The sequence below is a fragment of the Sulfitobacter indolifex genome, assembly GCF_022788655.1.
GTDB lineage: Bacteria > Pseudomonadota > Alphaproteobacteria > Rhodobacterales > Rhodobacteraceae > Sulfitobacter > Sulfitobacter indolifex.
This window is the reverse complement of sequence record NZ_CP084951.1, coordinates 1,280,461-1,304,468: the sequence shown is the minus strand read 5'-3', so window position 1 is coordinate 1,304,468 and position 24,008 is coordinate 1,280,461. Positions and strand designations below refer to the sequence as shown.

23 protein-coding genes, 1 tRNA gene and 1 pseudogene are annotated in these 24,008 nt (G+C 58.3%); 17 read left to right on the top strand and 8 right to left on the bottom strand.

The features are described 5' to 3' along the window. Nucleotides 1–6 precede the first annotated feature (6 nt). The 3 genes and pseudogenes from DSM14862_RS06370 to DSM14862_RS06360 all read right to left on the bottom strand — a co-directional run. Nucleotides 7–129, bottom strand: a pseudogene (locus tag DSM14862_RS06370) (integrase); the annotation flags it as partial. A 524-nt stretch (nt 130–653) separates the two neighbouring features. Next, nucleotides 654–2,102: a sensor histidine kinase gene (locus tag DSM14862_RS06365; protein ID WP_007120373.1), complete on the bottom strand. Its 1,449-nt coding sequence runs from the start codon at nt 2,100–2,102 to the stop codon at nt 654–656. Continuing rightward, a complete protein-coding gene (locus DSM14862_RS06360) occupies nt 2,099–2,836 on the bottom strand; it encodes a response regulator transcription factor (protein WP_007120372.1) in 738 nt (245 codons plus the stop codon). Before DSM14862_RS06360 ends, DSM14862_RS06365 begins: the two co-directional genes overlap by 4 nt. A gap of 224 nt (nt 2,837–3,060) precedes the next feature. On the opposite strand from DSM14862_RS06360, the gene DSM14862_RS06355 reads away from it, so the two are divergent. Genes DSM14862_RS06355 through DSM14862_RS06340 form a run of 4 tightly spaced genes read left to right on the top strand, consistent with a single transcriptional unit; the run spans nt 3,061 to nt 7,227 of the window. Beyond that, on the top strand, nt 3,061–4,305 hold the full coding sequence (locus DSM14862_RS06355) for an ABC transporter substrate-binding protein (RefSeq protein ID WP_007120371.1): 1,245 nt from the start codon (nt 3,061–3,063) through the stop codon (nt 4,303–4,305). Between the two features lie 55 nt (nt 4,306–4,360). Then, entirely contained in the window at nt 4,361–5,233 is an 873-nt protein-coding gene (locus tag DSM14862_RS06350; protein WP_040701506.1) for a carbohydrate ABC transporter permease, read from the top strand. Next, nucleotides 5,226–6,125, top strand: a complete 900-nt coding sequence (locus DSM14862_RS06345) for a carbohydrate ABC transporter permease (RefSeq protein WP_007120369.1) — start codon at nt 5,226–5,228, stop codon at nt 6,123–6,125. The genes DSM14862_RS06350 and DSM14862_RS06345 overlap by 8 nt, the downstream gene beginning before the upstream one ends. Before the next feature lie 4 nt (nt 6,126–6,129). Beyond that, complete coding sequence (locus DSM14862_RS06340) at nt 6,130–7,227, top strand: ABC transporter ATP-binding protein (protein WP_007120368.1); 1,098 nt, start codon at nt 6,130–6,132, stop codon at nt 7,225–7,227. A gap of 2 nt (nt 7,228–7,229) precedes the next feature. Here the strand turns inward: DSM14862_RS06340 and DSM14862_RS06335 are convergent, their stop codons facing one another. Continuing rightward, nucleotides 7,230–7,532 carry a hypothetical protein gene (locus DSM14862_RS06335; RefSeq protein WP_131541694.1) on the bottom strand — a complete coding sequence of 101 codons (303 nt, stop codon included), beginning with the start codon at nt 7,530–7,532 and terminating at the stop codon, nt 7,230–7,232. A 200-nt stretch (nt 7,533–7,732) separates the two neighbouring features. On the opposite strand from DSM14862_RS06335, the gene DSM14862_RS06330 reads away from it, so the two are divergent. The 3 genes from DSM14862_RS06330 (at nt 7,733) to DSM14862_RS06320 (ending at nt 12,591) form a co-directional block, all read left to right on the top strand. Continuing rightward, the gene (locus tag DSM14862_RS06330) at nt 7,733–8,032 is read left to right on the top strand and encodes a hypothetical protein (RefSeq protein WP_113075728.1); all 300 of its coding nucleotides are present in this window, start codon (nt 7,733–7,735) and stop codon (nt 8,030–8,032) included. Between the two features lie 780 nt (nt 8,033–8,812). Next, entirely contained in the window at nt 8,813–10,618 is a 1,806-nt protein-coding gene (locus tag DSM14862_RS06325) for a peroxidase family protein (RefSeq protein ID WP_007120365.1), read from the top strand. 59 nt (nt 10,619–10,677) lie between these two features. After that, a complete protein-coding gene (locus tag DSM14862_RS06320; protein ID WP_040701465.1) occupies nt 10,678–12,591 on the top strand; it encodes a S8 family peptidase in 1,914 nt (637 codons plus the stop codon). A gap of 42 nt (nt 12,592–12,633) precedes the next feature. Here the strand turns inward: DSM14862_RS06320 and DSM14862_RS06315 are convergent, their stop codons facing one another. Then, the gene (locus DSM14862_RS06315; protein ID WP_040701464.1) at nt 12,634–12,921 is read right to left on the bottom strand and encodes a hypothetical protein; all 288 of its coding nucleotides are present in this window, start codon (nt 12,919–12,921) and stop codon (nt 12,634–12,636) included. 760 nt (nt 12,922–13,681) lie between these two features. Further along, nucleotides 13,682–13,765 (bottom strand) — tRNA-Leu (locus DSM14862_RS06310). A 123-nt stretch (nt 13,766–13,888) separates the two neighbouring features. Between DSM14862_RS06310 and DSM14862_RS06305 the strand changes: the two genes are divergently transcribed. The 4 genes from DSM14862_RS06305 to DSM14862_RS06290 all read left to right on the top strand — a co-directional run bounded on the left by DSM14862_RS06305 (nt 13,889) and on the right by DSM14862_RS06290 (nt 17,053). Further along, nucleotides 13,889–14,467, top strand: a complete 579-nt coding sequence (locus DSM14862_RS06305; RefSeq protein WP_007120362.1) for a YqaA family protein — start codon at nt 13,889–13,891, stop codon at nt 14,465–14,467. Next, nucleotides 14,464–14,931 carry a disulfide bond formation protein B gene (locus DSM14862_RS06300; protein WP_007120361.1) on the top strand — a complete coding sequence of 156 codons (468 nt, stop codon included), beginning with the start codon at nt 14,464–14,466 and terminating at the stop codon, nt 14,929–14,931. Before DSM14862_RS06305 ends, DSM14862_RS06300 begins: the two co-directional genes overlap by 4 nt. A 133-nt stretch (nt 14,932–15,064) precedes the next feature. Then, entirely contained in the window at nt 15,065–15,988 is a 924-nt protein-coding gene (gene rocF, locus DSM14862_RS06295) for an arginase (RefSeq protein ID WP_007120360.1), read from the top strand. Between the two features lie 15 nt (nt 15,989–16,003). Next, nucleotides 16,004–17,053: an ornithine cyclodeaminase gene (locus DSM14862_RS06290; RefSeq protein ID WP_007120359.1), complete on the top strand. Its 1,050-nt coding sequence runs from the start codon at nt 16,004–16,006 to the stop codon at nt 17,051–17,053. A gap of 32 nt (nt 17,054–17,085) precedes the next feature. Here the strand turns inward: DSM14862_RS06290 and DSM14862_RS06285 are convergent, their stop codons facing one another. Next, nucleotides 17,086–18,252 carry an FAD-dependent monooxygenase gene (locus tag DSM14862_RS06285; protein WP_007120358.1) on the bottom strand — a complete coding sequence of 389 codons (1,167 nt, stop codon included), beginning with the start codon at nt 18,250–18,252 and terminating at the stop codon, nt 17,086–17,088. A gap of 96 nt (nt 18,253–18,348) precedes the next feature. Next, complete coding sequence (gene dksA, locus DSM14862_RS06280; protein ID WP_040701504.1) at nt 18,349–18,771, bottom strand: RNA polymerase-binding protein DksA; 423 nt, start codon at nt 18,769–18,771, stop codon at nt 18,349–18,351. A gap of 167 nt (nt 18,772–18,938) precedes the next feature. Between dksA and DSM14862_RS06275 the strand changes: the two genes are divergently transcribed. The 6 genes from DSM14862_RS06275 (at nt 18,939) to DSM14862_RS06250 (ending at nt 24,007) form a co-directional block, all read left to right on the top strand. Beyond that, nucleotides 18,939–19,778 carry an AAA family ATPase gene (locus DSM14862_RS06275; protein ID WP_007120356.1) on the top strand — a complete coding sequence of 280 codons (840 nt, stop codon included), beginning with the start codon at nt 18,939–18,941 and terminating at the stop codon, nt 19,776–19,778. A gap of 208 nt (nt 19,779–19,986) precedes the next feature. Further along, nucleotides 19,987–21,357 (top strand): DUF2927 domain-containing protein, encoded by a 1,371-nt coding sequence (locus DSM14862_RS06270; protein WP_007120355.1) that lies wholly within the window; start codon nt 19,987–19,989, stop codon nt 21,355–21,357. Between the two features lie 27 nt (nt 21,358–21,384). After that, on the top strand, nt 21,385–21,555 hold the full coding sequence (locus DSM14862_RS06265) for a hypothetical protein (protein ID WP_007120354.1): 171 nt from the start codon (nt 21,385–21,387) through the stop codon (nt 21,553–21,555). Then, nucleotides 21,555–22,742 carry a vWA domain-containing protein gene (locus DSM14862_RS06260; RefSeq protein ID WP_007120353.1) on the top strand — a complete coding sequence of 396 codons (1,188 nt, stop codon included), beginning with the start codon at nt 21,555–21,557 and terminating at the stop codon, nt 22,740–22,742. Before DSM14862_RS06265 ends, DSM14862_RS06260 begins: the two co-directional genes overlap by 1 nt. Nucleotides 22,743–22,819: 77 nt before the next feature. Further along, nucleotides 22,820–23,251: an OsmC family protein gene (locus DSM14862_RS06255; protein ID WP_007120352.1), complete on the top strand. Its 432-nt coding sequence runs from the start codon at nt 22,820–22,822 to the stop codon at nt 23,249–23,251. Between the two features lie 72 nt (nt 23,252–23,323). After that, complete coding sequence (locus tag DSM14862_RS06250) at nt 23,324–24,007, top strand: M48 family metalloprotease (RefSeq protein WP_007120351.1); 684 nt, start codon at nt 23,324–23,326, stop codon at nt 24,005–24,007. Nucleotide 24,008: the final 1 nt, after the last annotated feature.

Here is a 24,008-nt window from a genome sequence, read left to right as displayed (position 1 = left end):
CAGTCTTTCGAGACGCACGCGGATTGCCCAAACATGCTTCGGCATGAGCGGTCGCTTCTGGCCGACGATACGGCCCTTGTTCCAAACTGGGCGGCAGAAACGGACGGCTGGAAGATTGTCAGCGGACATGAGGTTTTTCTCCGTTCCGCCGCACGCCTCTTCTTCGCCGACCCCGTGTCGGCGCTACACTGTATCACGCCGCGTTGCCGCAGGTCTGCTTTGACCCCAAACTGCCAAATGCTGTGATGCAGCATCTTGCAGGAGCAGAAGATCCAGCCTGTTTCAATCGGCCCTTACCTGCCGTTCGCTTCACGGCCGAGCGCTGCAGTGTAGCTTCACCAAACCGGCCATTCATGCAGGGCGCAGCATTTTCGAAGAGTGAAGGTCGACAGATCGGACGAAACGTCAATTCGCGGTGCCCACGCCAATGGCCGCAATTGACGTCTGTGCTGTGAACTCCCGTGACATCGGCCAATACGCCACAATAAAACGCAAAGAAGTGCGCAACGGGCGTTGAGATGCCTGCGCCTATGACGATGCTGCCAATCGCGATAAAGAGCAGCGATTAAAACGGCGAGCATTTCGTCACTATAAATATTCCAAAAGCGGCATCACGATGAAAGCCGTTGCGCGGCACCAATTGACCTCTTCAATCAACCTCTGTCGATCACAAGGCAGGCGGATAGGCCGACGGGCGTGTCCTTGAACGACAACGACCCGCCATGCAATTTTGCAATCGCTGCGACGATAGTAAGGCCAAGGCCATAGCCGTCTATCGTTGCTGTGTTGGTACCTCGCTGGAATGGCGCCATCAGAGCTTCCATATCCGCAGCGGAGCTTTCCGAGCCTTCGTCTTCGATAACGATTGTTGCCGTCTGGGCATCGGCTTCCAACGCGACGGTAGCGCGTCGGCCGTATTTGAGGGCATTTTCAATCAGGTTTGTTACCGCGCGTTCAAGCGAGATTGGCCGCCCCATCACGGTGACGTCCCGGTCTGGTGCGAATACGCTTTGGCCCTGTCGCGACGTGAAGACGGAACGCGCGCCCTGCACGACAATGTCAGAGCCTTCGCGGAAGGTCACATCCTTGCCCATATCCTGGTAGTCCGCGACAATTGAATCGATCAGCGAGCCGAGCGAGAGTTTACGGGGCGCTTCGACGTTCATCTCGGCCCGCGTATAAGTCAGCACGCTTTCAATGATGCCTGTCATGCTGTCGATATCGGCCTCAAGCTTCTGGCGCAGTTCTGAATCCGGGATCAGCGCAGTCCGCAGCCGAAGCCGCGTGGCGGGTGTGCCGAGGTCGTGACTGACGCCTGAAAGGACGGCGGCGCGGCTCGACAGTTGCTGGCGCTCATCCTCGAGGAAACTGTTCACGGCGGCGACGATCTCCTGCAATTCTTGTGGTCCGGGCAACTCATAGCTTGCCGGGCCACCGATGCGTCGGCGGCTGCGCAACTGTTCGGCGAATTGCGAAAACTCAGCCGAGAGGTTCAGGATCACCGTGAGGATCGCCCCCATGGAAAGTGCGGCAAGCAGAACCGCCCACATGCGATGGTCAGCGGGCGCTGCGTCGCAGTTGAGCACCGAAGCGCCGTCGATCTCGAACCACGGGGCGCTGCCCATCTGGGCAAGCACGACCGGATCGGTGCAATAGGAGGCTACCAGTCGAAAGACCTCGCCAGTCTTTTCCGCTGCCGTTTGATTAGCGCGGTTGGGAATCTCGGCCAGTTTGTAGATAAGATCGGGCGACAGGATCGCCATGGTGAGGGGCGCACCGGTCTGACTGTTGGCGCTGTCGGCAGAGATCAAGACGATGGTCACCCGCGCGGCGTGAGGGGCATGCGAAATCTGGCGAAAGGCTCCGTTAGCGGCTTGGGCCTGATCTTCCGAGGATAGGGCCCGAATTTGCACATCTTCGGCCGGGACAGTGCCGTTTTGCACAGCGTAATAAAGGTTGATGCCCGCGACATAGGCCCGCTCCTGATGCGCCCGCCAGCTTGCATTTGAATGGCCCCAAAGCCAGACGGCAAGCCCGCCCGCTATGAAGGCCCCGATAACGAGGAGGCTGCCGATCGTCCGAAGGCTGCGGCGCTTGATCACGTGTCCTGTTCCATCACGTCGACTGCAAAGACGTAGCCGACCCCACGTTCGGTTTTGAGGAATTTGGGGTGCTTGGGGTCTGCCTCAATCTTTGAGCGCAGCCGCCCAACCAGCACGTCGATGGCGCGGCCAAGCCCTTCGCCCTGCGGCTCTGCCTCGCCTGTGACGTCAAGCGCGGCGGCGATCTCCTCGCGGGTCAGGGGAATATGGGGATTTGCGAGAAGCACCCGCAGCAGGGCTGTTTCGCGCCGGGAAAGGGAAACCTGCACCCCGGCAGGCGAGCGCGCCTCGTTGTGCTTTGCGTCATAGGTCCAGCCGGAAAAGGTGAACGTCTTGGTGTTGCGGCGATGTACCAACGAAGACGATCGCTGCGTTCGGTGCAGCACGGCCTTTACGCGAGCGAGCAGGAGTTCGGGATTAAACGGCTTGGCGATGTAATCATCGGCCCCGACGGCATAGCCCTCCATGCGCTGGTGGTCTGCCGAGAGCGCCGACACCATGATGATCGGCACGTCCTGCTCCTGTCTCAACCGCCCACAGATATCGAGCCCGTTTTCGTCCCCCAGCATGACGTCGAGCAAAATCAAATCGACACGCCCGCTTTCGAGATGGGCCGCAACCTCAGCTTCCGTGGCGGCGGGCAGCGCGATTGTCCCGTGTTTACGCAGGAATTGCGTCATCATCTGTCGCATTTCAGGGTCGTCATCGACCACCAGAATTCGGGGAATCGTCAACCGCTCTCCTCCTTGGGCTGGCGCGCGATACCGCTGCCTCGCCTTTGTTTATGTAACATGATGCAACAAAATCCATGGCTAAGTAACAAGCTGTAACGGGCGGCGGGAATAAATGCATGTCGGGCGCAAATACCCGCTATGTCCACATTGCATGCTTTGCCCTTCCGGCTCAGTCTCCCGTTATCCGGTCTGGGAGGGCCGTAATTTCCACGGGAGGAAATCTAATGAAAACCTATGTAACTGGGGCAGTCTCTGCTCTGTCGATGATTGTATCAACTTCGGCTTTTGCCGAACCGACCGCCGAAGTGCTGCACTATTGGACATCTGGCGGCGAAGCCAAATCCGTTGCCGTTCTGCAGAAAGAATTCGCTGACAAGGGCGGCAGCTGGACCGATATGCCGGTGGCCGGTGGCGGTGGTGACGCGGCGATGACCGCACTGCGCGCCCGCGTGCTGTCGGGCAATGCGCCGACGGCGGTACAGCTTAAAGGCCCCGCAATTCAGGAATGGTACGAAGAAGGCGTTCTGGCCGATATCACTGATGTCGCCGAAGCCAACAATTGGGAAGCGGTGCTGCCCGCCTCAATCGCCGGTCATATGAAGTGCGAGGGCACATGGTGCGCCGCACCCGTTAACGTACACCGGGTCGATTGGATCTGGGCCAATGCGGAAGTACTGAGTGCCAATGGCATTGAGATGCCGACGACTTGGGACGCGTTCAATGCCGCCGCCGAGAAGCTGCAAGAGGCCGGGATCATCCCGCTCGCGCATGGCGGACAGGCTTGGCAGGACGCCACGATATTCGAGGCCGTGGCCCTGGGCATCCTCGGGCCGGAAGGCTATCGTAAAGCCTTTGTCGAGCTCGACAAGGAAACCCTCACCTCTGACGCTATGATCGCGGTGTTCGACCAGATGCGCATCATGCGTGGCTTTGTCGATAGCAACTTCTCGGGCCGTGACTGGAACCTCGCCACTTCGATGGTGATGAACGGCGAAGCCGCCTTCCAGATCATGGGCGACTGGGCGAAGGGTGAGTTTATGGCCGCGGGCAAAGTGCCGGGCGAAGACTTCCTCTGTGCCTCTACGCCGGGCGAAGGCTTCCTTTACAACGTAGACAGCTTCGCGATGTTCGACGTCGATGGCGAAGACAAGAAAGCCGGGCAGCAACTGCTTGCTGAACTGGTCGTGGGGCAGAACTTTCAGAAGGTCTTCAACCTTAACAAAGGCTCAATCCCGGCCCGAACCGATGTGACCTTGGATGAATTCGACAGCTGCGCACACCTGTCGTCCGAAGACATGAAAGCCAGTTCCGAAGGCGGTTCACTGCTGCCGAGCTATGCCCATGGCATGGCCCTGCGCGGCGCGCAGGCCGGTGCGATTACCGATGTGGTGACGGCGCATTTCAACTCGGACATGTCCTCTACCGATGCGGTCCAGATGCTCGCAGACGGTATCGCGAACAGCATGTAACGCCTGTTCCTGCCCCTGCGATATGGTGGGGGCAGGCCAAATTCGGGACAATCAAATGATCAAGTGGCTTGAAGAAAATACGCCCAAATTGGTTCTGGCGCCCTCGTTCATCGCAGTTCTGATCTTCGTCTACGGCTTCATCGCCTGGACCGCATGGGTCTCGCTGACGCGCTCGCGCCTGCTGCCAAAATATGAAATCGAAGGCTTCATTCAATACGAGCGGCTGTTTGCGTCGCCCCGTTGGGAGACGGCCTTTGGCAACCTCTTCGTCTTCGGTATTCTGTTCATCGTAATCGCAATGGTGCTGGGCCTCGCGCTGGCCATCTTGCTGGACCAGAACATCCGCACCGAAGGCGCGATCCGCACGATTTACCTTTACCCCATGGCGCTGTCGATGATCGTCACCGGCACGGCGTGGAAATGGATCCTCAATCCGGGGCTTGGTCTTGAGGCCATGGTGCGCGGCTGGGGGTTTGAGGACTTCACCTTTGACTGGCTCGTTGACCCCGACAGGGCGATCTACACGATCGTCCTCGCGGCAATCTGGCAAAGCTCCGGTTTCGTGATGGCACTGTTTCTCGCCGGTCTGCGCTCCGTCGATGGGGAAATCATCAAGGCCGCTCAGGTCGACGGTATCCCGACATGGCGGGTCTATACAGCGATCATCATCCCGGCGATGGCGCCAATCTTCTTGTCGGCCTTCATCGTGCTGTCGCACCTTGCCGTCAAAAGCTTCGATCTGGTCATCGCGCTAACTGGCGGCGGCCCGGGTTATGCGACCGATCTGCCTGCCACCTACATGTATGCCATGGCGTTTTCGCGCGGCGATATCGGTCAGGCGGCCAGTTCCGCCATGATCATGATGCTCGTCGTCTTCTCGATCGTGGTCCCTTATCTTTATTCGGAATTGAGGTCCAAAGATGGTTGAACTCTCAATGACTCAGGCGCAGGCTCCGGCGGATCGCCAGACAGGCAAGATCGTCCTACGGTGGGTGCTTTACATCGTACTGGTGCTCTTCGCCCTATTCTACCTGCTGCCGCTTTTCGTGATGCTGACGACCTCGCTGAAAAGCCTTGAGGAGATCCGCACCGGTGATCTGATCGCCCTGCCCCGCGAGGTGACTTTCGCCGCATGGCGCACGGCATGGTCAGAGGCCTGCACCGGCATCCAATGCGAAGGGGTGCGGCCGTTCTTCTGGAACTCTGTGCTGATCGCCCTTCCGGCGGTGGCAATCTCGACGCTGCTTGGTGCGATGAACGGCTATGTCGTAGCACAATGGAGTTTCCGCGGCGCGAACCTGTTCTTTTCGCTCATGTTGTTTGGCTGCTTCATCCCCTTTCAGGTGGTGCTTTTGCCAATGGCGCGGGTGCTGGGGCTGATGGGCATGGCGGGCACCATTCCGGGGCTGATCTTTGTCCATGTGATCTATGGACTCGGCTTCACCACGCTGTTCTTCCGGAACTACTATGTCTCGATCCCGTCCGAGCTGACCAAGGCGGCCAAGGTGGATGGTGCGGGGTTCTTCCGCATCTTCTGGTCGATCTTCCTGCCGCTGTCGCTGCCGATCATTGTGGTGACCGTGATCTGGCAGTTCACCCAAATCTGGAACGACTTCCTCTTCGGCGTTTCGTTCAGTCAGGCAGGCACCCAGCCCGTCACCGTGGCGCTCAACAACATCGTCAATTCGACCACTGGCATCAAGGCATACAACGTGGACATGGCCGCTGCGATCATCGCAGGTCTGCCGACCCTCTTGGTCTATGTGATTGCCGGGAAATACTTTGTCCGCGGTCTGACCGCCGGATCCGTGAAAGGATAAACAAATGGCCCCGATCCTCGAAATCAACAACCTTTACAAGAGCTATGGCTCGATTGAGATCCTCAAAGACATCAACGTGTCGATCGAACAGGGTGACTTCCTCGTGCTGGTCGGTCCATCTGGCTGCGGCAAATCGACCTTGCTCAACTGTATCGCCGGGCTTGAGCCGATCAGCGGCGGCGAAGTCCATATCGGTGGGCGCGACATGACCAATGTCAGCCCCAAGGACCGGGACATCGCCATGGTGTTCCAATCTTACGCCCTCTACCCGACCATGACCGTGGCCAAGAACATCACCTTCGGCATGAAGGTCCGCGGTGTGGATCAGGCGACGCAGGAGAAGAAGCTCGCCTATGTAGCGCAGCAGTTGCAGATCGAGCAATTGCTCAACCGCAAACCCGGCCATCTCTCGGGCGGTCAGCGGCAACGTGTGGCCATGGGCCGCGCCTTGGTGCGCGATCCGAAGCTGTTCCTTTTTGACGAGCCGCTGTCCAACCTTGATGCCAAACTGCGCGTCGAAATGCGGACCGAGATCAAGTCCCTGCACCAGCGTCTGGGCGCCTCTATGGTCTATGTGACTCACGACCAGATCGAGGCGATGACCCTTGCCACCAAGATCGTCGTCATGAAAGGCGGAATCATTCAGCAGATTGGCACGCCTGCGGAGATCTATAACCACCCGGCGAACCTCTTTGTGGCGGACTTCATGGGCAGCCCGGCGATGAACCTGATCCCAGCAAAGGCCCGGTCCGACAGTGCCGGAACCCGGATTGAAATCGCCCGCAAATCAGGCGGGCCGATGGTGCTAACGGACCGCAAAAATCTCAGCTTGCCGGAGGATGTTATCATTGGCGTGCGCCCCGAGAACATTGCGGATGCAAACGCGCAATCTGGGTCGGACTCGCAGGAAGCCGACTGCGTGATCGACATTGTGGAGCCTGCTGGCGCGGATACCTATGCCGTTATGGAGTTGGGCGGCAAACATGTCACTGCGCGGCTGCACGCCGAAACCACCGCTTCACCGGGCGTAATGCAGCGGTTGGCATTCGATCTGGGCAAAGTCTCCTATTTTGCGCCCGACACTGGCCTGCGTCTGAACTGATGTCACCGCGTCTTGTTGCGGATATCGGGGGCACCAATGCCCGTCTGGCGCTTAGCCAGGCGGGCAACCTGACGGCTGGCTCCGTCAAGAGAAATGCGAATGAGGACTGGGCAAGCATCGACGCGATCAAACTTCTTATAGAGACTATCACCCCATTGTTCCTCTAGCCCAGCCAACACTGCCGCCGTGTATAAGCCCATGTACCCGCCGCCGGAGAGTGAGAGAATTCTCGACGCCATCGCTTTTTCCACATACCTGACCCGTTGCTTGTCGTTGGGCGTCCCCTTGTCATGATCATGTGTCAACTTGGATGCCGGCATGCGCCCGCCAAGATAGCCAACCAAATGCCCGCTCTCGCAATTGCAGCGAAAGTCAGGTTGCCACTGTTTGTGAAGAAATACCGCGTCTAGCCCAAAGCCTGCAGCCAGCAATCAAGTTGTTCACATCGAAGATAACAGGGCTTAGTCGAAGTGTGCTATGCTTGTATGGAGCGGAGGAAGATCAAATGAGCTTTGTATCAATCACGACTTGGCGAATGATCAGCGAAACTGAGAGCCTCCAGCATGTGACAGAACTGATGCAGCGAAAATACTTCCCTGGGCTGCTAGCTTTGGGCGCGAAGCATTCAATGCTCGTAGACGTTGAGTTAGACCGTTTCGCCATCGTGACGGTTTATCCAAGCCGTGAAGTGCGCGATGGTGCCATCGCCCAAGTCTCAGCCCTTCGCATTGAAGGCGCAGAGGAGTTCGGCGCAGAGATGATGGATGCCTATGGCGGAGAGTTACTGGCCTCGTCCGAAGATTAGAATGCTCGATTTAGTATGTCCGCCCAGCAGAGCTTGATGCGTAATGCAGCGAACGATCGGCCCCCGCCCTAACGTTGAAAAGTGCTTAATGCAGTTTTTGGCTACAAGGTGTCCAGATGCCAACAACTAACTCTTCAATTTGCTGGCGTGGTATTCAATCGCGCTTGCCAAACCTTTCAGTGATCTCTTTTCTTCGACAGTCAAATCCCCGAAAGCAGTTTCAATCTCCTTAAATAGCTGACCTAATCCAACTTTAAACGAACGGCTGGTTTCGGCGGTTCGCGACACCGGTCGGATCGGAATAGCAGAAACCGACTGAATTCTTGTGCGGTGATGTAGCGTGCAAAACAGCCGTTCGAGGATGAGCGTAGCCCAAATTGTTTCCAGATGGATGAGTCGCGGACGAAGCCGCCATTTGAAATGCGCAGGAAAAAAAGGCTCTGCGGAGCAGAATAATTGCCGCGAAAACCTAACGCCGGATGGCGCGCCGACGAATTTATTCGGCTACGCCGTCGTGCTTTGGGTGCCTGCAGAGATCCCTTGTGTGTGCTCGCCGTGGTGCCGCAATTAGATTGTCCAAACAACACACTGCATTGGATCGCCTTCGCAAAATGGTTCCAAAAATCGCTGCTGGCTTCATGCCGATTAATGAGGCTCTCACACTAGAGAAACCACGCTATCTGAGAACATTGTTTCTAATATTGCAAAAATATGCTAGTTTTGAAATTGCCCCGATTTGACACTGCTAACTGAATTTTCCACCTTTTTATGAGGTTTGGTATGACATTAGTGATTCAAACGCACGGCGGTGAACGTCGCACTGCCCAACCTGCACCACGCGCCGATATTACGACCGATGCCCTTCTGCCAGAGGTTGCCGACACGGCAGTCGACGAGGCTGCAGATTTTGGATTCTTGTTTCCACCCTCGGGCAATCCGGGAGATTATCTGCCCGATAACGTACTGGCTGAGCTGGACGAGCTGGGAGACCGGATGGTGCCAAACGCCCCCAATCCGCCGCCACCGCAAACCGCTGATCCTACTGTCACTGCAGACTCGTCCCTCCCTACCGTGTTAACCTATTGGGGCCAATTTCTTGACCACGAGCTGACCGCGCGGACCGACCGCGAAACAACAATTTCCCGGATCGAAACTGCGCTACCCACCAAATCGACCGCGGAAATCGAAGCCGAACTGAAAAACGCCCGCAGCCCGCGCTTTGATCTGGATAGTGTATATGGCGGATTAGCCATTGGTGCGAACATTCCTCCGGCAACTGGCACCGTGATTTCCGGGATGCGACATCCTAACCATCCGGAAAAGATGCGTGTGGGCACCTGTGAGACAGGAGGAGCCACGACTGGACCGATCCCTGACGGTCTTGATCACCATCGCGACTTACCCCGTTTTGCGCAAGTCGAACAGAAAGTGCGAGATGCCTATCTGTCGCTTATTCAAAACCGGCTCAGCGCCGTGGAATTCCAGAAATTTCAAGTTGGATTGGACAAGCGCGCCATCATCGGCGACATGCGCAACGACGAAAATCTCATCATTGCGCAATTTCATCTGAGCTTTCTTCGGTTTCACAACAAAGCCGTGGACTATCTCAACACACATGATACCGGCTGGATTGCGGACTTTCATTCCGCCAAAACGCTGACGAAGCTTCATTACCAATGGCTTATTGTCGACGGATACCTGAAGCGCATTTGTGATCCAGCGGTTGTGGATGCTGTTCTTGCAAACCGCGCCAGACATTTCTTTGAATTTCGCGCGGCCTACAATGATCGCAACGGCGGCACAACTCTGGGCAATGTGTTGCCTTTAGAATTTTCAGTTGCGGCCTTTAGGTTCGGACACACGATGGTGCGCAATTCATACGACTACAACAAAAACTTCGGACGTCCCGGCGGGCTGCTTGGAGACGCATCCTTTGAGTTGCTGTTCGATTTTACGGGTGGCGGCTCAATGAACGGTCATTCGCGTCTCCCGGAGAACTGGATCATCGACTGGGATCGTTTTGTTAACGCCGACCCGGACAATTCGGATAACATCGCAGCACGCGTAGCCCGGGCAATTGACACCCAGATTGCACCGCCGCTCGGCGACATGATCAAAGAAGGAGGAGATTTTCCGCCCGGTTCCGACTTACACAAACTGTTCCGTCAACTTGCCCGGCGTAATCTGCGGCGTGGCTTAAGCCTGCGGTTGCCCACGGGCCAGGCCTTACACGCCCATCTGAAGTCTATCGGTGCGGTCAATTCACCCCCGATTGCCAATATCGGCGACAAACTGGACAACAAGCCAGATCTGAAAAACTTCCTTGAAAACAGCACGGCGCGACTACACGAACGCACACCCTTGTGGTTCTACTGTCTTGCAGAAGGGGAAGGAGCCGGTGGACAGCATCTGGGCGAGGTCGGTAGCTGGATCGTTGCAAGTACTTTCATTGCAACACTGCTTGATGATCCAGAAAGTGCATTGTCGCTGGAATTCGGACCAACGCACTCTCCGCTCCGCATGCCGGACGATACCCCGATCGACACAATAGAGCAGTGGATGAAATTCGCCCTTGTTTTGGAGTGATCTACTTCTGACGGTGCGATTGTTGATCGCGCTTTCGTTGCACTAACCGGGAGGTTTTCATGCGAGACAGAAAGAAAGTCGATCCGCGCCTACGCAGACTGATGGCAGGTCAAGATCAACGTGAAATGATGTCGATGGCCATTGAACGTGGCGAAGTGGCTGCCAGCAGCGAGACACCAACGGCGGACCAAATCACCAAACGCGTGTTGATCGAACTGAAATCATCAGAGCTAATCGATGAACTTCAGAATGTATCCTTATCTCATGTTTCCGGAAACATCTATTCAGCCACGGTTGCCCTGTCGCACCTCGCCGACCTTGAGCAAGAAGTAGAGGTCGACGCGATTGAAGCGGGGCGGCGCTGGTATCCAATGCTGGACACGTCGCTGTCAGAGACGCGTGCCGACATCGTACATACGGGAAGCGGGACGGCAACAGGGCGCACTGGTGAAGGCGTGATTGTCGGGATAATCGATTTTGGGTTTGATTTTACGCTGGATGATTTTCGCAATGCGGACGGCAGTTCAAGGGCTGCTTTTCTTTGGGATCAGAGGCTCGTACCCCGGGCTGGAGAAGCGCAGCCAAACGACTTTCCATATGGGACAGAATACAGCCGCGCCGACATTGATGCGGCGCTTGGTTCCAGCAATCCATTTCAGGCAATTCGTCACGACCCCGGGGTCGCATCGCATGGCACGCATGTCGCCAGTACCGCCGTTGGGAACGGGAGATCGAGTGATGCAGCTTTTCCGGCTGGGCGTTTCATCGGTGCAGCACCCGGTGCCACGATTATTTTTGTGCAGCCGAATTCGGGCGATCAGAGCACTAGCTTCACTGACTCCAGTAACGTAGCGGATGCGGTCGCCTATATTTTCCACAAGGCGCAGGAAATGCAGATGCCCTGCGTCATCAATATGAGCCTCGGCCAGAACGGTGGCAGCCACGATGGTGAAAGCATTGTCGAGCGCGCAATTGACCGGCTGGTTGTACCAAGCGGGCGTGCTTTTGTGAGTGCCGCGGGCAACGAACACGTCTGGCGTGGCCACGCATCAGGGACGCTTGCACAAGGCGACACACGCACGTTGCGTTGGAAAGTCGGTGGAGGCATGCCCGTTCCCAATGGAGGAAGCACCGGCTCGGGCATCGACCGCACGCCGAGCGAGATGGAAATATGGTATTCGAGTCGCGACAGATTTCGCGTCACATTGACCGACCCGCTGGGAAATACAGCTACGTCAGTAGAGCCGGATGGCACACCACTGCTTGTGCAATTGAACGCAACATCAAACGTGTTCCTCGACTCTGAGAGATTCACGACGTTGAACGGGAACAGTCGTATCTATATCGAGATAGAACCGGCTGGCATAGGGCAATCCGTGACGCCGGGTGAGTGGCGCGTTGAGATTGAAGCTCTGGAAGCTGCAGACGGGCGGTTTGATGCTTGGATCGAGCGTGACACGCGCGATCCCAACAATAATTTCGCCGACCAATCGTTCTTCGTCGGTTCGGATTTTGACCCAGTCAGTACACTTGGAACCCCTGCAACAACGCACCGCGCGCTGGCAGTGGCAAATTATGATCACAGGCTTCTCGCACCCAATGACAGTTCGAGTCGGGGACCGACCCGGAACGGGCTTCATAAACCCGAGATAGCAGCCCCCGGCACTGCCGTTATTGCGGCTTGTTCTTTTGGTGGTCGGCCCGACGGAAACGGTGGCATGCATCCGATGCGCGTGAGTAAGTCAGGGACCAGCATGGCTGCCCCGCATGTCGCGGGAATCGTCGCCCTGCTTTTCGAGGAAATGCCTGATCTGAGTGCTGCACAGGCCGCAAGAATACTCGAAGCAACCGCCGATAATCCTGACGGCGTAACCGATTTTGACATTTCGTGGGGATATGGGCGAATTAACGCGCAAAGGGCTCTCGCACTACTACGGAACCCCAACCAGTCCGGTCAGTCAGCTACCAGTTGAGTGAGGTCGACGGTCTTAAGCACTTGTTAAAGGTGGAAGCCCTCAATTCGGCGGATCACTCGGGTTGGCCAGAGTTTCGCCAAGCTCGACGTATGTAACGCCTCGTGTTTCCGCCAAATTTCCGAGATGGCTTGATGGCAGTTTTAACGTTACGATGCGGCTATGCGTGCTCCAGCCTTGCAAAGTGGCATCAAGCGCTTTCAGGGGCAAATCGGTTTCTGCGTCATAGCCAGCTGACAGCTCCACAAGTGCTGTGACCTGAACTGGTGCATCTGTCGCTAGGATCAGTGCTTTTTTGGCCTGCGGGCTTAGCTTACTGAAATTCGCCATATTCGCAATCATAAGGGAATTACACGTGTATGGCTAGCTCTACGGCTTGAGACTACCTTGGCCATTTACGGCACCGTCGAAGACCTTGCATCGCGCGCCGGTGGGACGGGCTAGCGCGGCGTATGCTGATATTTTGATGCACGACGACAAGGTAGGTCTCATTATCATAAATCAGCCTGCTTGCTGTCAGCTCGAACCATCTTTTTACAGTGGGACTGTCACAGGGGTATTCGCACTTGGCTGGGGCGCCTGAACTCAATTTCAAGCAAGTGATACGCACTTTTTAACAGTGCCCCTTGGTGCTGCATCCGGATAACTTGGCACATAGCTTAACCCAGTGCCAAGTTATTGGCTTAGGCACCCATGCCGCTCAGGCAGTAACATCGACCGCTGACGATCCAAACCTTCGATAAATTGCGCCATGGACAACCTCCGTACCGAATACAGAGGTCATATCATCATCGAAACAAAGTCAGGGAGCTTTCACACGCCCTCTCCGCCCAGCGAAACAGCAGGATATGAGGACACCGCTCATAATTTTAGTTTGCGAGCTCGATCAAGAGCGTTCACGCGCAGCGAAAGGCATAAACCTGGCATCAAGTCGACTTTTTGATCCGCAGTCGCAAACACGCTCCTAAAAAGCCGGTTCAGCATAACATGCGATCAAGATTATACATTTTGATGAAAGTTTGATGGATGCGATCAAAGTCGCGTTCATCAAGAGTTTCGTCTTTCCACGGAAATCCTTGTAAAAACAAGGTGGTACCCAAGGCCGGACTCGAACCGGCACGCCTCGCGGCGGGGGATTTTGAATCCCCTGCGTCTACCATTCCGCCACTTGGGCACGAGGGGCGATGTAGCCTGCAAAGGCGGCGTGAGCAAGAGGATTTTCATAAATTCTAAGTCCTGCTTGCTTGACCTTGGTCACGCGACATGGTGAGGCATATAAAACAGCCGGAGCCCCCGAATGATCCGCCGACTTTATGACTGGACACTGGGCTTGGCCCAACATCGCCACGCCCTCTGGGCGCTTGCCGTTGTCGCTTTTGTTGAAAGCTCCTTCTTTCCCATCCCCCCTGATATCTTGATGATTCCGATGATCATCGCGCGGCCCAACCGCGCGTGGTTGATTGCCGGCGTGGCGCTGCTGGCGTCGGTTCTGGGCGGGCTTTTGGGCTATGCCATTGGCGCGCTGGCGTTCGAGAGCCTCGGACAGCCGATCCTTGCGAGCCTGGGCAAGGCGGATGCCATGGCGGAGTTCTCAACCCGGTTCAACGACATGGGCTTCTGGGCCGTACTGGTCGCGGGGGTCACCCCCTTCCCTTACAAGGTCATCACGATCATGTCGGGTTGGACGGGGATGCCGCTAGGCATCTTTATCATGACCTCGATCCTCGCACGCGGGCTGCGGTTCTTTGTGGTGGCAGGGCTGCTGTGGCGCTTTGGCGCCCCGATCCGAGACTTCATTGAACGGCGTTTGGGTTTGATGTTCACATTGGCCGTCGCCTTGCTGATTGGCGGCTTCATGGTGGTAAAGGTTCTATGACTGGTAAGACTTTGACTTCATTGGCGACACTCGGCTCTGCTGCGCTGTTGCTTGGTGCCTTTGGCTTTCAACATCTGGGCGGCTATGCGCCCTGTCAGATGTGTCTGTGGCAGCGCTGGCCCCATGCGGTGGCGGTGCTGATCGGTGCGATCGTGCTGCTTGGCGGGCTGCGTGTGCTGGCATGGTTCGGCGCGTTGGCGGCGGCGGTGACGGCGTTGATCGGCGTCTTTCACGCGGGTGTGGAATGGGACTGGTGGCCGGGGCCGAGTTCCTGCACCGGGGGCGGCATGGACTTGGGCAGCCTCGACGGGGGCTCGCTGTTGTCTATCGAGGGGCCAAGCGGTTTGGTCATGTGTGATGAGGTCGTCTGGCAGTTTCTAGGTCTGTCGATGGCCGGGTGGAATGCGATCTTCTCCTTTATCCTGGTTGGTCTTTGGGTCGCTGCGGCGCGCAAAGCAGTCTAACCGACAAGAAATCGACAAACTGGATAGACACCCTTCCAGTTTGTCAAAAACACCCCCCGAAACGGTCAGTTTGACGGCTTGCCGTTAGACAGATACGCGGATTATCTGGGTTTAAATAGCTCAGGAGTCCCCCATGTCGAACCAACAAAACTGCATCTTACTGGGTGTCCCGCTGGACAGCGGCAAGCGCCGCCGTGGCTGTCTGATGGGGCCGGACGCCTACCGCACAGCCGGGCTGGAAGGCGCCCTTCGCGACCTTGGCCACAGTGTCACCGATCGCGGCAACGTCGCGCCCGCGCCTTTCCACGCGAAAGAGCATGAGAAGCTGCACGCGCTGGAAGAGACGATCGCATGGACCGAGAGCCTCGCCGCTGCCGCCAATGCCGCGATGGACGACGGCTTGCCGATCTTCATGGGCGGCGATCATGCGCTGGCCCTTGGCACTGTGCTGGGTGCCATGCGCCACGCTGAAAAAGCAGGCCGCCCGCTCTTCGTGCTGTGGCTTGATGCGCATACGGATTTTCACACGCCTCAGACCAGCGATAGCGGCAACTTGCACGGCACGCCCTTGGGCTATGTCACCGGGCGCGAAGGGTTTGATGGCTTCCCAAAAATCGAAACACCCCTGCCCCATGACAACATCGCCATGATCGGTCTGCGCTCGGTCGACGCGCTTGAGCGGGCTGCCTTGCAGGAAACCACTGTCACCTACGTCGACATGCGCGAGATTGACGAGAGCGGCATTGCCAAGCCACTGCAACGCTTCCTTGATAAGGTCGAAGCCGCGGGCGGGATGCTGCATGTCTCGCTGGATGTCGATTTCCTTGATCCCTCTGTGGCCCCTGCCGTGGGCACCACGGTGCCGGGCGGCGCGACCGTACGCGAGGGCCATCTGGTGATGGAAATGCTGCATGACAGCGGCCTGATGACCTCGCTTGATCTTGTCGAGTTGAACCCCTTCCTCGACGAGCGTGGCCGCACTGCGCAACTGATGGTGGACCTCACCGCCTCGGCCTTTGGCCGCCGCGTGTTTGACCGCCCAACCCGTGCCTACTGATAGAAAGACCTGAACATGACCAACCTCAAACCCTCCGACAAGGCGCTGGTGCCCTTCGTTTCTGTCGACAAGATGATGAAGCTGATCCACCACATCGGCGTCGAAGACATGCTGCGCGGGCTGGCTGACTATATCGAGGCCGACTTCAAACGCTGGGAGCTGTTCGACAAGACCCCGCGTGTGGCGAGCCATTCCGAGAAGGGTGTTATTGAGCTGATGCCCACCTCGGACGGCGATGTCTACGGGTTCAAATACGTCAACGGCCACCCCGACAACACCAAGGACGGGTTTCAGACCGTGACCGCCTTCGGCCTGCTCGCGAATGTCGACAATGGCTATCCCGTGCTGCTCACCGAGATGACGATCCTTACGGCGCTGCGCACGGCGGCGACCTCGGCCGTCGTTGCCCGGCTGTTGGCGCCCAAGGGCGCGCATGTCATGGCGATGATCGGCAATGGCGCGCAGTCCGAATTCCAGAGCCTTGCAATGAAGGCGATCTGCGGCGTGGATGAGGTGCGGCTTTATGACATCGACCGCGCGGCGACTGCGAAATGCGCGCGCAACCTCGCGGGGCATGGCATTAAGGTTGTGGAATGCGAAACGGCAGAGGACGCGATCCTTGGCGCGCAGATCATCACCACCTGCACGGCGGACAAGCAATATGCCACGATCCTGACCGACAATATGGTCGGCTCTGGCGTGCATATCAACGCCATCGGCGGCGACTGCCCCGGCAAGACGGAGCTGGCGCCCGCGATTCTGCACCGCTCTGATATCTTTGTAGAGTTCCCTGAGCAGACGCGAATTGAGGGTGAAATTCAGCAGTTGGATGCAGATCACGAAGTCACCGAGATTTGGCAGGTGTTGACCGGCCAAGCCGAAGGCCGCCGCAGCGCGGAACAGATCACGCTTTTCGACTCTGTGGGTTTCGCAATCGAGGATTTCTCGGCCCTGCGCTATGTCCGCGACCAGATTGCCGAGACGGGGCTGTTCCAGCCGCTTGATCTGCTGGCCGATCCTGATGATCCGCGGGATCTTTTCGGGATGTTGCAACGGGCGGGCTAAGCCTTTGGGCCACCGGCTAAGGTCGGTGGCCTCTACGCTTTGGTAACGTCATGGGCGTAGAGCCAATCAAACGCACTCAGCATCACGCCGGGGGCGAGCTTGGAAGCGATGCGCAGCCCGCTATGGGCTGCGAAACGGATCGGGCCGGGCCGCAGGTGGTAACGTGCGGCGTTGCCCTGTGATGTTTTCACAATGCGCCGTGCGCGGTCGATGCGGGCGGCCTGATAGGTGGCGAGTGCGGCGTCGCGGGGTTGGCGGGTCAGGCAATCGGCTAAGACCCAAGCATCTTCCAACGCCATATTCGCGCCCTGTGCAAGAAAGGGCAGCGTCGGATGGGCCGCATCGCCCAAAAGCGCCACGCCTTCTGCGTGCCAGTTGGCGGCGACGGGGTGATGGTGCAGCCCCCAAAGGGTCACCTCTTCTACAGCATTGACCATCTGCGCGGCCTCCCCACCGAAGCCCGCAAAGGCGCGGCGCAGGTTTGCGGGATCGTCGGGATGTTGCCAGCCTTCCGCGGCCCAATCGCGGCGCTCCTCTACGGCGACGAGGTTTACCAGCCGCCCTTCTCGCAACGGGTAGCTGACCAGATGCCGCCCCGGCCCCATGGTGACCCGCGCTTCTGGCCCATGATCCACCTCATTGGGGATCAACGCGCGCCACGCCACCTGCCCTGAGAAGCTGGCCCTGTCCGCGCCGTTCAACTGCACGCGACCGACCGAGTGGATGCCATCGGCTGCCACGACCAGTTCCGCCCGCCGTCGCCCCCCGCGCGCCATCTGCACCTGCGGCAAGACACCGGGGTGGATGGAGGCAACCTGTGCGTCGGTCTCGAAACTCACATTGGCGCGCTGTGCGGCCTCGCGCAGCAGGTCGATCAGATCGGCACGATGGAGGAAATAATAGCGCTGTTCGTCTGGGAGACGGCTCAGTTCAAGCCGCGCCACCTGCTTGCCGTTAGCATAGTCGCAAAGGCGTACCGCCTGCCCCCGTACGGCACCGCGGGCTTTCAACCCATGTTCCAACCCAAGCGCGCGCAACACGGCAAGGCCGTTGGGGCTGATCTGCAGCCCTGCCCCAATCTCGGAAAACCGCGCGGCCTGCTCCAGTAAGGTGACGGCGACGCCTTTGCGCGCCAATGCCGTGGCCAAGGCCAGACCGCCGATCCCGCCGCCGACGACAATCGCATTGGAAGGTTTCATTCACGCCCCAGATCACGCGCCCCAGATTGAGCTGGCCCCGCGTCCCAATCACAAACGCCGAAGCATGAGCCTCGGCGTGTGATGTTTCAGGTAATGTCAGTCGTCGCGGTGGACTTTCTCGCGTCGCTCGTGACGCTCTTGCGCCTCAAGTGTCATGGTCGCGATAGGCCGTGCATCCAACCGCTTGAGCGAGATCGGATCGCCGGTTTTCATGCAGTAACCGAACTCTCCCTCATCGATCCGGCGCAGCGCTGCGTCAATTTTGCCGACCAGCTTGCGCGCCCGATCACGGGTCCGCAATTCCAACGCGCGGTCTGTCTCTTCCGAGGCGCGGTCGGTCACATCCGGAATGTTCCGGGTGCCGTCTTGCAAAGCTTCGATGGTGTCACGGCTGCCTGCCAACAGTTCCGATTTCCAGTGGATCAGCTTGCGACGAAAATACTCAAGCTGACGGTCATTCATGAATGGCTCGTCCTCAGCCGGACTGTAATCGTCCGGCAGGAAAACTTCCTGCTTCATTTTTTTATCCCCGGCGGTTTTCAACTCAGACATTAAAAAGCCTGTCTCCCGACATCTTCCCTGCCGCAGCATCTATCTGAGCGGGTAACAATTGTCACTACACAATCCCTTTGATTTTTGGTTAAAGGCCAAGGATCAAGCGCCCGTCACACGAGGTTGAAAACAAGATGAAATTTCAAGGCACCAAAGACTACGTCGCCACCGATGACCTAAAGATTGCTGTAAACGCAGCAGTTACCTTGGAGCGGCCGCTTCTTGTGAAAGGCGAACCGGGCACTGGCAAAACTGAATTGGCACGGCAGGTCAGCGACGCTTTGGGCCTGCGTATGATCGAATGGAACATCAAATCGACGACCCGCGCGCAGCAGGGGCTGTATGAATACGACGCCGTGAGCCGCCTGCGCGACAGCCAATTGGGCGATGAGCGGGTGCACGACGTCAAGAACTACATCCGCAAGGGCAAGCTCTGGCAGGCGTTTGATGCCGATGAAAAGGTCGTGCTGCTGATTGATGAGATCGACAAGGCCGACATCGAATTCCCCAACGATCTGTTGCAGGAATTGGATAAGATGGAGTTCTTCGTCTATGAAACGGGCGAGACGATCCGCGCGCGCCAGCGGCCCATCGTGATCATCACCTCCAACAATGAAAAAGAGCTACCCGACGCTTTCCTGCGCCGCTGCTTCTTTCACTACATCCGATTCCCCGAAATGGAGACGCTGAAACAGATCGTCGAAGTGCACCATCCCGGCATTAAACAGCAGCTTTTGACCACCGCGCTCACGCAGTTCTATGAGATCCGCGAGCAGCAGGGGCTAAAGAAAAAACCCTCAACCTCTGAAGTGCTGGACTGGCTGAAGCTGCTGCTGGCCGAGGATATGGAAGCCGAGGATTTGGCCAAGGATGGCCCCAACGCCCTGCCCAAATTGCATGGTGCGCTGCTGAAGAATGAGCAGGACGTGCATCTGTTTGAACGGCTGGCCTTTATGGCGCGGCGTCAGCGGTAGCCTAGCAACACCTAGACGACTTTACGTCAAAAGCGGGTATTTTCCTCGCTTTTGATTTTTTGCCTGCCTAGGCTGAGGTCAATCACGGGCGTCAAGACCCGGGTTTAAGCGACCGATGGGGCAGGCAAATGCAAGGACAGACCGCGGCAGCGCCGTACGCAGTTTCTGATAGATCACTCGGGACGTGGCAGCACAAAGGGCCAAGCGCATGAGGCGCGGGGTGAAGGCAAGGTTGATCCTGCCGCTGATGATGTTGCTGAACGCCTGCGTGCCCGCCTCCCATTCCGAAGTCGCCACCCGCGCGGTGATCGCCGACAGCACCCTGCCCCCGATGAAGCAGTTCGCTCAAGCCCGTCCCGCAACGCCGCATGTGTCGAATGCATCTCTGGCCGAAGATTTCCTTGATCTGTCCTTCCGCATGGAAAGTGGCCGCGCCCTGCCCGTTCTGAGCCGCTTTGAAGGGCCGGTCACCCTGCGCGTTCTGGGCCAGCCGCCCGCGACCTTGGGCCCGGACCTTGCGCGACTGCTCGCCCGTCTGCGCCGCGAAGCCGGGATTGAACTGCGCGAGGTCACCGGCGACAGCGCAAACATCACCATTCAAGCGGTAAGCCGCAGCCAGATTCGGCGGCTTTTGCCGCAGGCGGCCTGTTTCGTGGTGCCGAATGTCAGCACGCTTGAGGAATATCGCCGCACACGGCGCTCATCCGCCACCGATTGGACGCGTCTGACCGAACGGCGCAAGCTGGCGATTTTCCTGCCCAATGACGTGAGCCCGCAAGAAAGCCGCGATTGCCTGCACGAAGAGCTGGCCCAAGCGCTTGGGCCCCTGAACGATCTCTACCGGCTGCCGGATTCGGTCTTCAACGACGACAACGTGCATACGGTGCTGACCGGTTTCGACATGCTGGTGCTGCGCATTTACCATGACCCGGCGCTGCACTCTGGCATGCGCCGCGAAGAGGTGGCGGCACGTCTGCCGGGCATTTTGGCGCGGTTGAACCCCGGCGGCGGCACCGTCACCCCCCGCCCTACGCGCGCCACGCCGCAGGTCTGGAGCCACGCCATCCAAACGGCCCTTGGCCGCGAAGTCAGCCGCAACGCCCGGATGTCTGCAGCCCAAGACGCTCTGCGCATCGCCCAAGCGCAGGGTTGGCAGGACAACCGCCACGCATTTTCGCATTACGCCCTGGGCCGCGTCACGCAGATGACCGATGCAGCCGCCGCGCAGGCGCATTACCAAACAGCCGACGCCCTCTATGCCCGCACCCCCGGCACCACGCTGCACCGCGCCTATGTCGCCACCCAGCGGGCGGGCTATGCGGTGACCACCGGCGACGGCGCGGGCGCGCTTGCCCTGATCGAGCCGCATCTGCCGATTGCCGAAGCCAGCGAAAACGCCGCCCTTCTGGCCACACTTTTGCTGCTCAAAGCCGAAGCGCTGGAGATCGAAGGCCGCGGCATTGAGGCGCGCCGGGTCAGGCTGGACAGCATCGGCTGGGCGCGATACGGCTTTGGCCCTGACTGGGCCGTGCGGGCCAAGCTGCGCGAGATCGCGAGCCTGAACCCGCGCAATGGATAGGCCCGCAACATAGACGGGCGATAGACAATGATAGCAATCGGATTGGCGATACTCGGCGCGATAATCGGCGGGCTGACCGCACGCAAACGCGGCGGCAACCGCAAGGACATCGCGCAATATGCGACGGGCTACGGCTTTGCCTTCCTGATCGTCGGCATGATTGCCACGGTTCTCTTGGACCGCGCGCTGAGCCTCTGATGTTTCTGCCGTTCTTCGATCAATTGCGCCGCCACGGTGTTCCGGTCTCGCTGCGCGAGTTTCTGGCCTTTCTTGAGGGCATGAAGGCGGGACTGGCGACCTATGACGTTGAGGCGTTTTACTATCTCGCCCGTGTGTCGATGGTCAAAGACGAGCGCAACATCGACAAGTTCGACCGCGCCTTTGCGGCAGCTTTCAAGGGGTTGGAAAACATCAGCTTTGATGATGTGCTTGAGGCCGTGGACGTGCCCGAAGACTGGCTGCGCAAGATGGCCGAAAAGCACTTGAGCGAGGAAGAAAAAGCCGAGATCGAAGCCATGGGCGGGTTTGACAAGCTGATGGAGACGCTGAAAAAGCGGCTCGAGGAACAAAAGGGCCGGCATCAGGGCGGATCGAAATGGGTCGGCACGGCAGGCACCTCGCCTTTCGGAGCCTATGGCTACAACCCCGAAGGCGTGCGCATCGGCCAGAAAGAAAGCCGTCACCAACGCGCGGTCAAGGTCTGGGACAAGCGTGAGTTCCGCAATCTTGATGACAACGTCGAGATCGGCACCCGCAACATCAAGCTGGCGCTGAAACGTCTGCGCCGTTGGGCGCGGGACGGCGCGGCGGAAGAGTTCGACCTGAACGGCACCATCCGCGCCACGGCGGAGCATGGCTATCTTGATGTGAAAACCCGGCCAGAGCGGCGCAATGCCGTGAAAGTACTGCTGTTTCTCGACATCGGCGGCTCAATGGATCCGCATGTGAAGGTCGTTGAGGAACTTTTCAGCGCCGCGCGGGGCGAGTTCAAACATCTTGAGCATTTCTACTTTCACAACTGCCTTTACGAAGGCGTCTGGCGGGACAATCGCCGCCGCTGGGATGCGCAGATCCCCACCCATGAGGTGCTGCGAACCTATGGGTCTGATTACAAATGCATTTTTGTCGGTGACGCCTCCATGTCGCCCTATGAGATCGCCTACCCCGGTGGCGCGAATGAGCATTGGAACGCGGAGTCGGGCGCCACTTGGCTGGCGCGGGCGCGGGACCAATGGCCAAACCACCTATGGATTAACCCGGTGCCCGAGCGGCAATGGGGCTACACCCAGTCGATCGCGATGATCCAAGAGGTTTTTGGCCCCGAGGCCATGGTGCCCATGACCCTTGAAGGGCTGAGCCGGGGCATCAAGGCGATGACCCGCTGAGTGAGACTGCGCCTTGAAACTTTGCCACGCCGCGTCAGTTGAGAGAACGAACGCAAGCACAGTGAAAGGACATTCCAATGGCTTCGATCGTACAATCCGGCAATGCAAAATGGGAAGGCTCGCTCAAAGAGGGCAAGGGCCATGTCTCAACCGAAAGCGGCGTATTGTCTGACCAGCCCTACGGCTTCAACACGCGCTTTGAGGGCAAAGAAGGCACCAACCCAGAAGAGCTGATTGGTGCTGCCCATGCGTCGTGCTTTTCGATGGCCCTTTCAATGATCCTTGGTGAAAGCAACCTGACACCTGACAGCATCGAGACGAAAGCAGAGGTGCATCTGGAGCAGAAAGACGGCGGTTTCCACGTCCCCAAAGTGCATCTGACGGTCGAGGCGAAAATCCCCGGCGCGAGCCAAGAGGACTTTGACAAGGCCGCCAAGACCGCCAAGGAAAACTGCCCGATCTCCAAGCTGCTGACGGCTGAGATCACGATGGACGCCAAACTCGTCTAATCGCCGCAGATAGCACCGGGGCGCAGGCCATGGCCGCTTGCCCCCGGTCCCCCCGCTCCCCATATTGAGCGCATGATCCGCATAATCCCCATCCTTCTCGCAATCCTCTATGCGCTGGCGATGTACCGCTTTTCCGCTTGGCGCACGGCGCGAGAGTTGGATGCGAAGTCGACACCGTTGGTGGACCCCAAACTCAATGACATGAGCGCGAAGATGGCCAAGGCGCTCGATCTGCCGCGCATCAAGGTGCATCTCTATGAAATTGAGCCAGTCAATGGATTGGCCGCGCCCGACGGGCGAATTTTCATCACGCGGGGCTTTTATAACAAGTTCCGTCAAGGCGCTGTAACGGCTGAAGAATTGGCCAGTGTTATTGCGCATGAGTTGGGCCACGTCGCACTTGGCCATTCGCGGCGGCGGATGATTGATTTCTCCGGCCAGAACGCCCTGCGCACGGCGCTGGCGATGGTGCTGGGGCGGCTCATTCCCGGCATCGGCGTCTGGATCGCCAGTGGGCTGACCAGCCTGCTGGCCGCGCGGCTGTCGCGCAACGATGAATACGAGGCCGACGCCTATGCCGCGGCGCTGCTGACCAAGGCAGGTATCGGGATCGGCCCACAGATTTCCCTATTTGAGAAGCTGGATGCGCTGAGCCAATCGGGGGGCAACCGTCCGCCTGCTTGGCTGCTCAGCCATCCAAAAACCGAAGAGCGCATCGAAAAGCTGCGCCAGATGCAGCTGCGGTGGGATGGGTAAG

Coding starts and splice junctions, on each gene's coding strand:
- DSM14862_RS06265 (WP_007120354.1), top strand. CDS start 21,385: ATGATAGCAATCGGATTGGCGATACTCGGCGCGATAATCGGCGGGCTG.
- DSM14862_RS06345 (WP_007120369.1), top strand. CDS start 5,226: ATGGTTGAACTCTCAATGACTCAGGCGCAGGCTCCGGCGGATCGCCAG.
- DSM14862_RS06250 (WP_007120351.1), top strand. CDS start 23,324: ATGATCCGCATAATCCCCATCCTTCTCGCAATCCTCTATGCGCTGGCG.
- rocF (WP_007120360.1), top strand. CDS start 15,065: ATGTCGAACCAACAAAACTGCATCTTACTGGGTGTCCCGCTGGACAGC.
- DSM14862_RS06270 (WP_007120355.1), top strand. CDS start 19,987: ATGAGGCGCGGGGTGAAGGCAAGGTTGATCCTGCCGCTGATGATGTTG.
- DSM14862_RS06350 (WP_040701506.1), top strand. CDS start 4,361: ATGATCAAGTGGCTTGAAGAAAATACGCCCAAATTGGTTCTGGCGCCC.
- DSM14862_RS06290 (WP_007120359.1), top strand. CDS start 16,004: ATGACCAACCTCAAACCCTCCGACAAGGCGCTGGTGCCCTTCGTTTCT.
- DSM14862_RS06325 (WP_007120365.1), top strand. CDS start 8,813: ATGACATTAGTGATTCAAACGCACGGCGGTGAACGTCGCACTGCCCAA.
- DSM14862_RS06300 (WP_007120361.1), top strand. CDS start 14,464: ATGACTGGTAAGACTTTGACTTCATTGGCGACACTCGGCTCTGCTGCG.
- DSM14862_RS06330 (WP_113075728.1), top strand. CDS start 7,733: ATGAGCTTTGTATCAATCACGACTTGGCGAATGATCAGCGAAACTGAG.
- DSM14862_RS06285 (WP_007120358.1), bottom strand. CDS start 18,252: ATGAAACCTTCCAATGCGATTGTCGTCGGCGGCGGGATCGGCGGTCTG.
- DSM14862_RS06255 (WP_007120352.1), top strand. CDS start 22,820: ATGGCTTCGATCGTACAATCCGGCAATGCAAAATGGGAAGGCTCGCTC.
- DSM14862_RS06315 (WP_040701464.1), bottom strand. CDS start 12,921: ATGGCGAATTTCAGTAAGCTAAGCCCGCAGGCCAAAAAAGCACTGATC.
- DSM14862_RS06320 (WP_040701465.1), top strand. CDS start 10,678: ATGCGAGACAGAAAGAAAGTCGATCCGCGCCTACGCAGACTGATGGCA.
- DSM14862_RS06340 (WP_007120368.1), top strand. CDS start 6,130: ATGGCCCCGATCCTCGAAATCAACAACCTTTACAAGAGCTATGGCTCG.
- DSM14862_RS06305 (WP_007120362.1), top strand. CDS start 13,889: ATGATCCGCCGACTTTATGACTGGACACTGGGCTTGGCCCAACATCGC.
- DSM14862_RS06355 (WP_007120371.1), top strand. CDS start 3,061: ATGAAAACCTATGTAACTGGGGCAGTCTCTGCTCTGTCGATGATTGTA.
- DSM14862_RS06260 (WP_007120353.1), top strand. CDS start 21,555: ATGTTTCTGCCGTTCTTCGATCAATTGCGCCGCCACGGTGTTCCGGTC.
- dksA (WP_040701504.1), bottom strand. CDS start 18,771: ATGAAGCAGGAAGTTTTCCTGCCGGACGATTACAGTCCGGCTGAGGAC.
- DSM14862_RS06275 (WP_007120356.1), top strand. CDS start 18,939: ATGAAATTTCAAGGCACCAAAGACTACGTCGCCACCGATGACCTAAAG.